14 protein-coding genes are annotated in these 13,456 nt (G+C 65.2%); 9 read left to right on the top strand and 5 right to left on the bottom strand.

From position 1 onward, the window contains the following. Window positions 1-10 precede the first annotated feature (10 nt). The gene (locus FYJ92_RS10495) at window positions 11-778 is read left to right on the top strand and encodes a lipoate--protein ligase family protein (RefSeq protein ID WP_185263757.1); all 768 of its coding nucleotides are present in this window, start codon (window positions 11-13) and stop codon (window positions 776-778) included. 43 nt (window positions 779-821) lie between these two features. On the opposite strand, the gene FYJ92_RS10490 is transcribed toward FYJ92_RS10495, so the two are convergent. The 3 genes from FYJ92_RS10490 to FYJ92_RS10480 all read right to left on the bottom strand — a co-directional run bounded on the left by FYJ92_RS10490 (window position 822) and on the right by FYJ92_RS10480 (window position 2,887). After that, window positions 822-1,463, bottom strand: a complete 642-nt coding sequence (locus FYJ92_RS10490; protein ID WP_185260694.1) for an MBL fold metallo-hydrolase — start codon at window positions 1,461-1,463, stop codon at window positions 822-824. Further along, window positions 1,460-2,545: an S-(hydroxymethyl)mycothiol dehydrogenase gene (locus FYJ92_RS10485; RefSeq protein WP_185260693.1), complete on the bottom strand. Its 1,086-nt coding sequence runs from the start codon at window positions 2,543-2,545 to the stop codon at window positions 1,460-1,462. The genes FYJ92_RS10490 and FYJ92_RS10485 overlap by 4 nt, the downstream gene beginning before the upstream one ends. A gap of 84 nt (window positions 2,546-2,629) precedes the next feature. Then, complete coding sequence (locus FYJ92_RS10480) at window positions 2,630-2,887, bottom strand: mycoredoxin (protein WP_131133128.1); 258 nt, start codon at window positions 2,885-2,887, stop codon at window positions 2,630-2,632. A gap of 147 nt (window positions 2,888-3,034) precedes the next feature. Here FYJ92_RS10480 and FYJ92_RS10475 point away from each other — a divergent pair, with 147 nt between their 5' ends. Then, entirely contained in the window at window positions 3,035-3,766 is a 732-nt protein-coding gene (locus tag FYJ92_RS10475; RefSeq protein ID WP_255482023.1) for an SOS response-associated peptidase, read from the top strand. 45 nt (window positions 3,767-3,811) lie between these two features. Here the strand turns inward: FYJ92_RS10475 and FYJ92_RS10470 are convergent, their stop codons facing one another. After that, the gene (locus FYJ92_RS10470) at window positions 3,812-4,234 is read right to left on the bottom strand and encodes a VOC family protein (protein WP_185260691.1); all 423 of its coding nucleotides are present in this window, start codon (window positions 4,232-4,234) and stop codon (window positions 3,812-3,814) included. 19 nt (window positions 4,235-4,253) lie between these two features. Here FYJ92_RS10470 and FYJ92_RS10465 point away from each other — a divergent pair, with 19 nt between their 5' ends. Next, window positions 4,254-4,574 carry a chorismate mutase gene (locus tag FYJ92_RS10465; RefSeq protein WP_185260690.1) on the top strand — a complete coding sequence of 107 codons (321 nt, stop codon included), beginning with the start codon at window positions 4,254-4,256 and terminating at the stop codon, window positions 4,572-4,574. Window positions 4,575-4,645: 71 nt separating this feature from the next. Here the strand turns inward: FYJ92_RS10465 and FYJ92_RS10460 are convergent, their stop codons facing one another. After that, window positions 4,646-5,035: a hypothetical protein gene (locus FYJ92_RS10460; protein ID WP_185260689.1), complete on the bottom strand. Its 390-nt coding sequence runs from the start codon at window positions 5,033-5,035 to the stop codon at window positions 4,646-4,648. 153 nt (window positions 5,036-5,188) lie between these two features. Between FYJ92_RS10460 and FYJ92_RS10455 the strand changes: the two genes are divergently transcribed. The 6 genes from FYJ92_RS10455 (at window position 5,189) to pdxS (ending at window position 13,424) form a co-directional block, all read left to right on the top strand. Beyond that, window positions 5,189-5,524 carry a DUF6504 family protein gene (locus tag FYJ92_RS10455; protein WP_185260688.1) on the top strand — a complete coding sequence of 112 codons (336 nt, stop codon included), beginning with the start codon at window positions 5,189-5,191 and terminating at the stop codon, window positions 5,522-5,524. Then, entirely contained in the window at window positions 5,521-9,009 is a 3,489-nt protein-coding gene (locus FYJ92_RS10450; protein ID WP_185260687.1) for a DNA polymerase III subunit alpha, read from the top strand. Before FYJ92_RS10455 ends, FYJ92_RS10450 begins: the two co-directional genes overlap by 4 nt. A 116-nt stretch (window positions 9,010-9,125) precedes the next feature. Further along, entirely contained in the window at window positions 9,126-11,135 is a 2,010-nt protein-coding gene (gene thrS, locus FYJ92_RS10445) for a threonine--tRNA ligase (protein WP_185260686.1), read from the top strand. A gap of 20 nt (window positions 11,136-11,155) precedes the next feature. Further along, window positions 11,156-11,743: an HIT domain-containing protein gene (locus tag FYJ92_RS10440; RefSeq protein WP_185260685.1), complete on the top strand. Its 588-nt coding sequence runs from the start codon at window positions 11,156-11,158 to the stop codon at window positions 11,741-11,743. After that, on the top strand, window positions 11,733-12,356 hold the full coding sequence (pgsA, locus tag FYJ92_RS10435) for a phosphatidylinositol phosphate synthase (protein WP_185260684.1): 624 nt from the start codon (window positions 11,733-11,735) through the stop codon (window positions 12,354-12,356). Before FYJ92_RS10440 ends, pgsA begins: the two co-directional genes overlap by 11 nt. A 141-nt stretch (window positions 12,357-12,497) precedes the next feature. Next, the gene (pdxS, locus tag FYJ92_RS10430) at window positions 12,498-13,424 is read left to right on the top strand and encodes a pyridoxal 5'-phosphate synthase lyase subunit PdxS (protein WP_185260683.1); all 927 of its coding nucleotides are present in this window, start codon (window positions 12,498-12,500) and stop codon (window positions 13,422-13,424) included. The last annotated feature ends 32 nt before the right edge of the window (window positions 13,425-13,456 follow it).

Raw genomic sequence — 13,456 nt, 5'->3', positions numbered from 1 at the left:
GCTTAGCAACATGCAGGACGCCGAAGCGGGACTCCGGACCCTCACCGTGGTGCGGCAGGATCATTCCCTCGGCGCCGCACGTGACCTGGAATTCGGCCTCGAACTGCTGACCCAGGCCAAGACCGGCAGGATCGGTCCCACACTCCGGCTGTACCGGCCCGCACCCACTGTTGCGTTCGGACAGCGGGATACCCGCCTGCCCGGCTTCGACGCGGCCGCCCAGGCGTGCCGGGAGCACGGATTTGAACCCCTGGTGCGGAAGGCCGGCGGCCGCGCCGCCGCTTACCACGAGGGCACGCTGGTGGTGGACCACGTGATGCCCCACACCGATGCCATTGCCGGCTCCAAGGCCCGGTTCGGATTCTTTGGTGAGCTGCTGGCGCAGTCCTTACGGAACGCCGGTGTGCAGGCCGCAGTCGGCGAAATTCCGGGGGAGTACTGCCCGGGCGAGTTCAGCGTTCACGGAACCGACCCGGCCGATCCGGCGCGCCGGATCAAACTCGTCGGAACAGCCCAACGCGTGGTGAGCGGCGGGTGGCTGTTCAGTTCCGTGATCGTGGTGGAAAACTCCGCCCCCATCCGCAGCGTCCTGACGGACAGCTATGCCGCCTTGGGCCTGGACTGGGACCCGACCACCGCCGGCGCGGCCAACGACCTCGTGCCCGGGCTGACGGTCCAGGATGTCCAGGACGCCGTTATAGCCGCGTACGCGGGCCACGCTTCCCTCCGGCACGCCGACTTCAGCAGCTATGCAGGTTTGGACACCAGGGAGACGTAGCCCGCGCTTGCGGGGCGGGGCGGGGCGGTCCGTCTCAGGGCCCCTAGTGACCCCGTGCGATCCACTCGTCCAGATGCGGGGCTTCGGCTCCGATGGTGGTGCTGTCACCGTGCCCGGTCCGGACCACCGTCTCGGCCGGCAGGGGAAGCAGCCACGTCCGGATCGACTCGATGATGGTGGGGAAGTCGCTGTAGGACCTTCCCGTGGCGCCCGGGCCACCCTGGAACAGGGTGTCGCCGCTGAAGAGTGAGCCCTCGCCGTCGGGCCCGTCAGCGAGGTGGAAGGACACCGAGCCGGGCGAGTGCCCGGGGGTGTGCAGGGCCGTCAGGCTGGCCCCCGCCACCTCGATGACGTCGCCGTGCTTGATGGCGACATCGGGTTCCACATCCGGGTAGACGTTCCGCCACAGCATCCAGTCGTCCTGGTGAAGGTGGATCGGTGCCTGGACGAGGTCCCAGAAGTCAGCTACCGACCGGATGTGGTCGTCGTGGCCATGGGTCAGCAGGATCGCCTTGAGCTTCCGGCCACCGACGGCGGCGGCTACGGCCTTGGCGTCGTGCGCGGGATCGATGACCACGCATTCCTCCCCGTTACCCACTATCCAGACGTTGTTGTCCACATCCCAGGTGCCGCCGTCGAGCGAGAACGTTCCGGATGTGACGAGGTGCTCGATCCTGACGCTCACAGTTCCACCACAGAACGCAGCACGGAACCGGAGTGCATCTTCTCGAACGCTTCCTCCACCTGGTCGATGGTGATCCGCTCGGTCACAAAGGCATCCAGATCCAGCTTGCCCTGCTTGTAGAGGCTGATCAGCATGGGGAAGTCCCGGGACGGCAGGCAGTCGCCGTACCAGGAGGACTTCAGCGACCCACCGCGGCCGAAAACGTCCAGGAGTGGCAGCTCCAGTGTCATCTCCGGCGTCGGGACGCCGACCAGTACCACGGTGCCGGCGAGGTCGCGGGCGTAGAACGCCTGCTTGTACGTTTCAGGACGGCCGACGGCGTCAATCACCACGTCTGCGCCGAAGCCGCCGGTGAGTTCCCGGATCTTCTCCACCGGGTCGGAATCCGAGGAGTCCACGGTGTGGGTGGCACCGAGTTCCTTCGCGCGCTCCAGCTTTTTCGCGTCGATGTCGACGGCGATGATGGCAGTGGCTCCGGCGAGCGCCGCGCCTGCGATGGCAGCCACGCCCACACCGCCGCAGCCGATGACGGCGACGGTGTCACCGCGCTTGACGCCGCCGGTGTTGATCGCGGCGCCCAGCCCGGCCATCACGCCGCAGCCGAGCAGGCCGATGGCGGCAGCATCGGCGTCGGGATCCACCTTGGTGCACTGGCCGGCCGCCACCAGGGTCTTTTCGATGAACGCGCCGATGCCCAGGGCGGCGGACAGTTCCGTGCCGTCCTCGAGCGTCATCTTCTGGGTGGCGTTATGGGTGTTGAAGCAGTACTGGGCCTGGCCGCGGTTGCACGCACGGCAGTTGCCGCAGACGGCCCGCCAGTTCAGGACCACGCGGTCGCCCGGGACGACGTTGGTGACGTCGGGGCCCACGGCGCTGACCACGCCGGTGGCCTCGTGGCCCAGGAGGAACGGGAAGTCATCGCTGATGCCGCCCAGTTTGTAGTGCAGATCGGTATGGCAAACACCGCTGGTGATGATGTCCACCAGGGCCTCGCCCGGACCCGGATCCGGGACCAGGACGGTCTCCAGAGTGACCGGGGCGCCCTTGGAGCGGGCTACGACACCTTTGACTTTATGGACCACGGAAGGCTCCCTCAATGCAGATAGACAAAAACGGGACCAACCCTGAAGTTGGTCCCGTTCTGTCTACCACATGAGCTGCCGGACTCAGGCTGCGAGACGGCTCTTTACCTCGGCAACTGAGGGGTTGGTGGCGGCGGTGCCGTCGGGGAAGAGCACGGTGGGGACGGTCTGGTTGCCGCCGTTGAGCTGCTCCACGAGTTCGGCGGTGCCCTCCACCTCTTCGATGTTGATTTCCGTGTAGCCAATGCCCTGCGCGTCCAGCTGCTTCTTCAGCCGGTTGCAGTAGCCACACCAGGTGGTGGAAAACATGGTGATGGTGCCGTTCTCGGGGGTAAAGTCCACGGAGCTCTCCTGAAATCGTTGAGGGGGTTCTTTCCCGTCAACGGTATCCCGGGGCGGGCTATTCCCCGAGCCGGCCCGGCGAACACCGTGCCGGATGACAGTAGATAACGCTGATGGCATGCTGGAGCCATGTGTGGACGCTATGTGATGGCACGGGCCGTGGGCGATTTGCTGGCCGACTTTGATGCCCAGCTGGAGGAGGAGGTGCACCTTCCCCCGTCATGGAACGTGGCGCCAACCGACGCTGTCCCGATCGTCCTGGAACGGCTGATCGACGACGGCCCCGTGAGGCAGCTCCACGTGGCCCGCTGGGGCCTGGTGCCGTCCTGGGCGAAGGATCCGGGCATCGGCCCCAAGATGATTAACGCGCGCAGCGAGACTGTGCTCGAGAAGCCGGCCTTCCGCAAAGCCGTGAAGTCACGTCGCTGCGCTGTCCCGGCGGACGGGTACTACGAATGGAAGCAGGGCACCGGCAAAGCCAAGCAGCCCTACTACGTCCATCCGGGCAAAGGCAGCGGGCTGGTGTTCGCGGGCCTGTACGAGTGGTGGAAGGATCCGTCCACGGCCGAGGGTGACCCCGGCCGGTGGATGCTCTCCACATCCATCCTGACGGCAGACACCCCGCCGCCCGGTGCTGAGTCGACAATCTTCGGCAAGCTGACTGCCTTGCATGACCGCGTGCCGCTGCCGATGGACCGGGCCACGATGGCGTCCTGGCTTGATCCGCAGATCGACGACGCCGCCTTCCTCGTGGACCTGGTCCGGGCCCACGTGAAGGACGTCGCCGCAGACTGGCACGTGGATTCCGTGGGCACCGAGGTGGGCAACGTGCGCAACAACTCCCCGGAGCTCATCCGGCCGGTGGAGGCGCTGTTCTGAGGTGGTCCGTTCGCTGACCCGGCTGACGGCAGAGGTGCCCGGCCCCTAAACGCTGACCTGGCCGCCGTCGTCCACTGTCCAGGTCGGGTTATAGGCAATTTCCCAGCGGAAGCCGTCCGGATCGGCGAAATAGCCGCTGTACCCGCCCCAGGGCTGGGTGACCGGCGCGGCGACGATGGTGGCCCCGGCCGAGGCCGCCTCCGCCATGACCCGGTCCACCGCCTCGGTGCTGGGCAGGTTGTGGCTGAGTGTGATGCAGGGGACCGGGCCAGGAGCGCCTACGCCGGCCTCGGCGTGCATCTGCGCGGCATCCCACAGGGAAAGGATGAGGCCGTGGTTGACCTGGATGAACACCACATCGCCGGGGAACTCGCGGTGGACAGGCCAGCCGAGGCCTTCGGCGTAGAACCGGCGGGAGGCGTCAACACTGCGAACGCCTAGTGAGATGAAGTCGACTCTGGGCTGCATGCTTCGATACTGTCAGAAGATGGCAACAATTCAAGGAAACGATCGGGATGCTTTGGCCGACAAGGAACAGCTCGCAGCCGTTCGGATTGCGGTCGACGAAGTTGATGAGCAGATTGTCACGCTCATTGCGCGGCGGGAACGCCTGATACGGATCGCCGGAACCCTGAAGGGGGACGACGCTGAAGTCCGTGCCCCCGGCCGGGTGGAACGGGTGATTGAGCATGTCCGGTCCGCCGCGGAAAAGAAGGACATCGATCCGGACATCGTGGAATCAACCTACCGGGCCATGATCTCAGGGTTTATCGAACTCGAAATGAAGGTCCACAAAGAGACCAACTGACGCCGCCGCAGGTGCTGTCCGGACACGGGTCCGGCAGCACCTGCCCGGTGTTTCCTGGAGTGCCGTGCTTCCTAGAGCGCTTCGTCGACGGCGACGCCCGACTGGAATTCCCGGCCGTCCGCCTCGCTGAAGGCCGACATGACGTGTCCCTTGCCCAGGCCATGGACGGCCGCGACGGGGAAGTTGCCCGTGATGGTGTTGCCCGAGTGTGTCACACCGGCAAGATCATAGTTTTCCTCGGCGCTCTGGTCATGGCTGAACGAGTAGAAGGCAATGGCCTCCCCGTTCATGAACTCAATGCCCAACCGTCTTTGTGATGAGTAATCAGGGCTTGCCGCCACCAGTCCCACTACGTACGCACCTGCCCCCGGTATGTTGCCGTCGATATCGAAGGTTGCCACGAGCTTTTCGTCCTGGGCCTTGATGCTTACGTGCTTGAGGAGTGCGTCATGGGTGCTCATGCCACAATCCTGCCCTCCTGCTGCCCGTCCGTCCACCCCTGTCTAGGTTTTGTCGAAGCGCCGTCGTAGACTGGATTTATTCGAATATGTGTTCGAATAATTGCTGTTGCATCAGCATCTTGCATCAGCTCCGTTCAGTTCCGGGAGGCGCCCATGGGTATGTTCAGCGAGTCCGTGGACGTCGTCTGCACCCCCGCGGGCCAGCCGCTGAAACTCCAGTGGGCCGGGCGGCACTACACCGTGTGCGCCGAGCCTGTCCGGTGGTACGAACGCCGGCAGTGGTGGGCCGAGGAACGCCGTGCGCCCCTCGGCAGCGGGCCGGGGCTGGTGGACCACGAAATCTGGCGCGTCCAAGTACAGGCGGACCCGCAGAGTGCCGGCCCCCGGGATGCAGGAGAGCCGCTCACCCTGGACCTGAGCAGGCATGTCGGCAGCGGCCGCTGGAGGATCCTGCGGATCCACGACGCACTCCGGCCCCAAACGGCATGAGCTTCTCCCACCTTCACGTTTCCACGGCCTTCAGCGCACACTATGGCGTGGCGTGGCCCGACGAACTGGCCCAGGTTGTCGCCGCGGACGGCGCAACCGCGCTCGCCTGCACGGACCGGGACGGCCTGTACGGCACCATCAAACACCTCAAAGCCTGCATGGCCGCCGGCATCGACCCCATCGTGGGTGTGGACCTTGCGGTCTTCGACGACGACGGCGACCACCGCACCCAGCTCGCCGGCAGGGTGGTGGTGCTCGCCCGGGGCAACAACAACGGGGCGGGCTACCGGGCCCTGTGCCGGCTGGTGTCCGATGCCCATGCCCGCACCTCCGGCAAAGCCGGGGGAGCGGTACCGGTGGCGGTCACCCGCGCCGAACTCGCCTCCCGCACGCTCGACCCCAAAACCCTGAAACCGGTCCTGACAGTACTGATCGGCCCGGATTCCGACGTCGGACGGGCCATGAGCGGCCGGCGCTACCTCCGTCCGCGCACCCTTTTCAAAGGCTGGCTGGACGCCATGCCCGCAAAAACCCTGGTGGCGGAAGTCGTTTCCCAGCTCACTGCCCCCGGGGCGCACCTGAGCACCGCCCATGCGGTACGTATGCTCAAGCTCGCGGAAGAACACCATGTACCGGCCGTGCTCACCAACGCGGTCCGCTACTGCGCAGAGGACGGTGCCGCCACGGCAGACGTGCTCGACTCCGCCCGGACCCTGAAGTCCCTTCCCGAACTCGCGGCCGAACCGCTGCTCCAGCCCAACGGGCAGGCCTGGCTCAAATCCTCTGCGCAGATGCTTCAGCTCGGCAAGGAAATCATCCGCGCCGCAGGGTATGGCGCAGCGGACCTCAAACAGCTGATGGCACAGACCGAGGCGCTCGCCGACTTCTGCCGGATCGACCCGGTGACTGACATGGGCTGGAAGCAGCCGGTAGTCCCCGAGGCATCGGTCATAGGCATCAGCCAGGACCCGCACGATGAACTGGTGCAGCGCTGTGAGGCCGGGATCAGCAGGCGGTTCCCTGGGATATCAGGCTCAGCCCACAAGGACATGCGCTCGCGGCTGGAGCACGAGCTGGGGATCATCAGGAACCTGGGGTTTTCCTCCTACTTCCTCACGGTCGCGGAGGTCTCCCGGATGATCCAGGACATGGGGGTCAGGGCCGCCGCCCGCGGTTCCGGGGCTTCAAGCCTGGTCAACTACCTCATTGATGTCAGCCAGGTGGACCCCCTGCAACACGACCTGATCTTCGAACGCTTCCTGTCCCGGGACCGGGCCACGTTGCCGGACATCGACATCGACGTCGAAAGCGCCGTACGGCACAACGTATACCGGCGGATCTTTGACCGCTTCGGTTCCGAGCGCGTCACGCTGATGAGCATGCAGAACGGGTACCGCGCCCGCGGTGCCGTCCGCGACGCCGGGATGGCCCTGGGCATGGACGATGACGACGTCGGCGAGATCGCCAAGCAGCTGTGGCGCTTTTCGGCCAGGAAATTCCGTGAGGCACTGGTTGAAAAACCTGAGCTGCGGGAGTTCGCCGGGCGGGTGGAACAGCGGGACTTCGCCGAAAACCAGCAGCTTGACCTGCTGGTGGACCTCACCGAACGGCTGGACCGGCTGCCCCGCCATATCTCCATGCATCCCTGCGGGGTGATCCTGGGCGACGCCACGCTGCTGGACCGGACCCCGGTGCAGCCCAGCGGACTGGGGCTGCCCATGAGCCAGTTCGATAAACACGACATGGATCCCATGGGCATGCTCAAGCTTGATGTCCTGGGGGTCAGGATGCAGAGCGCCATGGCGTTTGCCGTCCGCGAAGTCATCCGGATCCATCCTTCCAAGGCGGAAGTGGTGGCGGCCGGGGCCCACCCTGCAGGTCCTGACGGGACCGGGCCGGACTACATCGCCGAGAACGGGCACATCGACCTCAACGCCGTGCCGCTGGATGATGAAGCAACCTACGAACTGATCCGCAGTACCCACACCCTGGGCTGCTTCCAGATCGAGTCGCCCGGGCAGCGGGAGCTGATCGGTAAGCTGGCGCCGCGTGAGTTCAACGACCTCATCATCGACATTTCGCTGTTCCGGCCGGGCCCGATGAAATCGGACATGGTGCGGCCTTTCCTGGAGCACAGGCACGGCTTCGCGCCGGAGGTATACCCGCACCCTGACCTGAAACCCGTGCTGCAGGAAACGCATGGGGTCACTGTCTTCCATGAACAGATCCTGAAAACCTTCCACGTGATGACCGGGTGCGGCCTGGCGCGCGCAGACGAGTTTCGCCGGGCGCTCGGCGACGAGGTCCACGAGCTGAAGGTGGAGGAGTTCTTCCGCAGGGAGGCCCGGGTCAAGGGGTACGCCCCGGAAGTGGTGGACAAGGTCTGGGGGACCCTGAAAGCCTTTGGCAGCTTCGGCTTCTGCAAGGCGCACGGTGCGGCATTTGCCGTTCCCACCTACCAGTCCGCCTGGCTCAAGACGCACCACCCCGAGGCTTTCCTGGCGGGGCTGTGGGAACACGATCCCGGCATGTACCCCAAACGGCTGCTGGTGGCCGAAGCCCGCAGGCTGGGCATTCCCATCCTGCCGCTGGACATCAACCGCAGCCATGCCGACTACAGGGTGGAACGGGTGGCGGCAGGGCCGGATGCCGGCAAGCTGGGGATCAGGCTGAGCCTTAACGGCATCTACGGCCTGTCCGGGACCGAGCTCAAGCGGATTGTCGCCGGCCAGCCCTACGACTCCCTGGCTGACCTCCGGGCCCGGTCCAGGCTGAGCAAGCCAAGTATCAAAAGGCTAGCCCAGCTGGGTGCCTTTGATTCCCTGCACCGTGAATCGGGCGGCGCCGCCAACCGCGCGGACCTCGTCCAGCACCTGCAACAGCTCCAGGCCGCGGGCGGTACCCGGAAGGGCATCGACATCATGGAAGGGCAGCTGTCCCTGCCGCTGGGGGATGTGGAACTGCGGAACGTCAAACCCGGGCTTCCCGCGCCCACCCTGGTGGAAAACGTCCGGGCAGAACTGGACCTGATGGCCATAGACGTCAGCGGGCACCTGATGGACAGCCACCGGCCCATGCTGGACCGGCTGGGGGTCACCACTGCAGACAAACTGTTGAGCCTGCGCAACAACACCGAGGTGCTGGTGGCCGGGGTGCGGATCGCCACCCAGACCCCGCCCATGCGTGGCGGCCGGCGGGTGGTGTTCATCAGCATCGATGACGGCACCGGCTGCGTCGATTCCGTGTTCTTCCATGAAGCCCAGGAGCAGGCGGGGCTGTTGCTGTTCGGCACCAGGCTGCTGCTGATCCGGGGCACCACGCGGCGGACAGGTCCCCGGGGAATCAGCCTGAGCGCCAGCATGGCCTGGGACCTGAGCCGGATGGAATCCTTGCCGTTCGCGGCGGATCGCGTGGAGAGCACCGATGTACCGCATCCCCTGGACGGGATCAGCCGAAGCCTTGCGATTACCGGAATGGGCGGCTGAGGGGCCGCGGGTCCCGTTGGTCGGCCTCCCGGGAAACCGATAGCATTGACGGTGGCTGGCTGTGGTCCCCGTATGCCACAAGCTATGAAGCCTAAAACTTTGAATAGGAGACACCCGTGTCAGATGCCCAGCAGATCACCCTTATCGTCGATGGCGAAGAGACCAAGGTGACTACCGGGACAACCGGTGCGGAACTCTTCTTTGAGCGCCGCGATGTTGTTGTTGCCCGCGTCAACGGCGAGCTGAAGGACCTGGACCAGGAGCTGCCCGAGGGCGCCGAGATCGAGGGCGTCACCATCGCTTCCCCTGACGGCCTGGACGTCCTCCGCCACTCCACCGCCCACGTGATGGCCCAGGCAGTGCAGCAGCTGCGCCCGGACGCCAAGCTGGGCATCGGACCGTACATCACCGACGGCTTCTACTTCGACTTCGACGTCGCCGAACCGTTCACCCCCGAGGACCTCAAGACCCTTGAGAAGATGATGCTCAAGATCGTCAACCAGAACCAGAAGTTCGTCCGTCGCGTGGTCAGCGAGGACGAGGCCCGCGAGGCCATGAAGAACGAGCCCTACAAGCTCGAACTCCTGGGCAAGAAGAACAACGCCGCCGAAGCCGGCGAGGGCGTCAACGTCGAGGTCGGCGCCGGCGACATCACTATCTACGACAATGTTGAGCGCAAAGAGGGCACCACCGTCTGGTGCGACCTCTGCCGCGGCCCGCACCTGCCCAACACCAAGCTCATCTCCAACGCCTTCGCCCTGACCCGGTCCTCCTCGGCGTACTGGCTGGGCAACCAGAAAAACCAGCAGCTGCAGCGCATCTACGGCACCGCCTGGCCCACCAAGGACGCGCTGAAGGCCTACCAGGAGCGCATCGCGGAGGCTGAGCGGCGCGACCACCGCAAGCTCGGCGTCGAACTTGACCTGTTCTCCTTCCCTGACGAGCTGGGCTCCGGCCTGCCGGTGTTCCACCCCAAGGGCGGCATCATCCGCAAGGAGATGGAGGACTACTCCCGCCAGCGCCACGTCGATGCCGGCTACGAGTTCGTCTACACCCCGCACATCACCAAGGGCCACCTGTACGAAGTCTCGGGCCACCTGGACTGGTACAAGGAGGGCATGTTCCCGGCCATGCACGTGGATGCCGAACTCAACGAGGACGGCACCGTGCGCAAGCCCGGCCAGGACTACTACCTGAAGCCGATGAACTGCCCTATGCACAACCTGATCTTCCGCTCGCGTGGACGGTCCTACCGTGAGCTGCCCCTGCGTCTGTTCGAATTCGGTTCGGTGTACCGGTACGAAAAGTCCGGCGTGGTCCACGGCCTGACCCGGGTCCGTGGCATGACTCAGGACGACGCCCACATCTACTGCACCCGCGAGCAGATGAAGGACGAGCTCACCAAGACCCTGAAGTTCGTGCTCGACCTGCTCAAGGACTACGGTCTGAACGACTTCTACCTGGAGCTGTCCACCAAGGACCCGGAGAAGTACGTCGGCGAGGACGCAGCCTGGGAAGAAGCCACCCGGACACTCGCCGAGGTGGCCGAGGAATCCGGCCTGGAACTCGTTGCGGATCCGGGCGGCGCAGCCTTCTACGGACCGAAGATCTCCGTCCAGGCCAAGGACGCGCTGGGCCGCACCTGGCAGATGTCCACCATCCAGCTGGACTTCAACCTCCCGGAACGCTTCGAGCTGGAGTTCCAGGCAGCCGACGGCACCCGCCAGCGTCCCGTGATGATCCACCGTGCACTCTTCGGTTCCATCGAGCGGTTCATGGGCGTGCTCACCGAGCACTACGCCGGCGCATTCCCGGCGTGGCTTTCCCCTGTCCAGGTGGTGGGCATCCCGGTGGCCGAAACGTTCAACGAGTACATGTTCGACGTCGTTGACCAGCTCAAGGCGGCGGGCATCCGCGCCGAGGTGGACACGTCCTCGGACAGGTTCCCCAAGAAGATCCGCACCGCCAGCAAGGACAAGATCCCGTTTGTCCTGATCGCCGGCGGCGACGACGCCGAGGCCGGCGCGGTGTCCTTCCGCTTCCGTGACGGGAGCCAGGACAACGGCGTGCCGGTGGCCGAGGCCGTCAAGCGGATCACAGAAGCCGTCCGTAACCGGACCAGCTAGCGGAAACGGATAAGAACACGGTGCAGGAGAACACAGGCGCAGGATATCCAGGGGATGCCGGCGTGACAGATGACTTTGATCTCGCGGGCGTGCCGGATGCTTTCCAGCGCCTGTGGACTCCGCACCGGATGGCCTACATCAAGGGCGGCCAGCACCAGTTCAAGAACGAGAACGACTGCCCCTTCTGCGTGGGTCCGGGCCGGACTGACGAGGAAGCCCTGATCGTCTATCGCGGAAAGACCTGTTACGTGGTCCTGAACCTGTTTCCCTATAATCCGGGCCATCTCCTGGTCTGCCCCTACCGGCATGTCCCGGACTATACGGACCTCACGGTGGAAGAGACGGCGGAATTTGCGGAGATCACCCAGACAGCCATGCGGGTCCTGCGCAAGGTGGCGAACCCGGGCGGGTTCAACCTCGGCATGAACCAGGGTGTAGTGGGTGGGGCAGGAATCGCTGCGCACCTGCACCAGCACATCGTTCCGCGCTGGGGCGGGGACGGTAACTTCTTCCCCATCATTGCCCAGACCAAGGCCATCACGCAGACCCTGGATGAAGTCCGCCAGCAGGTTGCAGAGGCCTGGCCCGGGGAGACGGATGCTGAATAGGCATGCGCGCGGGTTTTTCACCGCGCTGTTCACTCCGCTTGCGCGTTGGCTCCTGAAAATCGGTGTTTCCCCTGATGCAGTGACGGTCATCGGAACCGCCGGCGTGGTGGTCGGTGCGTTGGTTTTCTACCCCCTCGGCCAGCTCTGGTGGGGCACCCTGTTCATTACCGCATTCATCTTCTCGGACGTGCTCGACGGCATTATGGCCCGGCTGCGGGACACCGGCGGCCGCTGGGGAAACTTCCTGGACTCCACCTTGGACAGGATCGCCGACGGCGCACTGTTCGCGGGCGTGGCCATCTGGTTCTTCACGGGGGGCGCCGATCACGCCATCGCCGTCGCAGCCATGCTCTGCCTGGTTCTGGGCATGGTGGTCTCGTATGCGCGGTCCAAGGCCGAATCCCTCGGCTTCACGGCGAATGTGGGCATCGCCGAGCGCGCCGAGAGACTGGTGTCGGTGCTGGTGGTCACCGGATTTACCGGTCTGGGATTGCCCCCGGTGGTTCTTCTGGCGACGCTCGGACTACTGGCCCTGGCCAGCCTTATCACGATCATCCAGCGCGTAGCCACCGTCCATCGCCAGGCGTTTGCGGAGTCCGCGGCTTCGGATTAAGGCTGATTAAGCCTGCCGCCTGGCGTGGGACTAGTATTGTGACTGCCCGGTCAATGTATCCGGCAACCCGGTGCGTGTACTTTCGGCTTCTTGCCGCCCTCACGCCCGGCGAAGATCATCTATCTACCCATAGGGGTTTTTGTGTCTACACCTGATGTAAGCAGCGAAGCCGGTTCGTCCGCGAACAGCGTCACGGGCAGCAACCGCGTCAAGCGGGGCATGGCTGAGATGCTCAAGGGCGGCGTCATCATGGACGTCGTCAACGTTGAACAGGCCCGCATCGCCGAAGACGCCGGTGCCGTTGCAGTCATGGCGCTCGAACGTGTTCCGGCCGATATCCGTGCCCAGGGCGGCGTGTCCCGCATGTCCGATCCGGACATGATCGACAAGATCATCGACGCCGTCTCCGTACCGGTGATGGCCAAGGCCCGGATCGGCCACTTCGTGGAGGCGCAGGTCCTGCAGTCGCTGGGCGTGGACTACATTGACGAGTCCGAGGTCCTGACCCCGGCCGACTACGTCCACCACATCGATAAGTGGAACTTCAAGGTTCCGTTCGTCTGTGGCGCCACGAACCTCGGTGAGGCGCTGCGCCGCATCAACGAAGGCGCGGCCATGATCCGCTCCAAGGGCGAGGCCGGCACCGGCGATGTCTCCAACGCCACCGGGCACATGCGCCAGATCCGCGCCGAGATCGCCAAGCTCGCCGCCCTGCCCGAGGACGAGCTCTACGTCGCGGCCAAGGAACTGCAGGCTCCGTACGAACTGGTCAAGGAAGTTGCCGCTGCCGGCAAGCTCCCCGTGGTGCTGTTCACCGCCGGCGGCATTGCCACCCCGGCCGACGCTGCGATGATGATGCAGCTCGGCGCTGACGGTGTATTTGTCGGTTCCGGTATCTTCAAGTCCGGCAACCCGGCCCAGCGTGCCGCTGCCGTGGTCAAGGCCACCACGTTCTTCGATGACCCGGACGTCATCGCCAAGGCCTCCCGCGGCCTCGGCGAGGCCATGGTGGGCATCAACGTCGCTGACATCCCGCAGCCGCACCGCCTCGCCGAGCGCGGCTGGTAACAGCTCTAAAGCAGTACGACGGCGGCGGGTCA

Source organism: Pseudarthrobacter sp. NBSH8, assembly GCF_014217545.1.
Lineage (GTDB): Bacteria > Actinomycetota > Actinomycetes > Actinomycetales > Micrococcaceae > Arthrobacter.
This window is presented reverse-complemented; position numbering and strand designations above follow the sequence as displayed.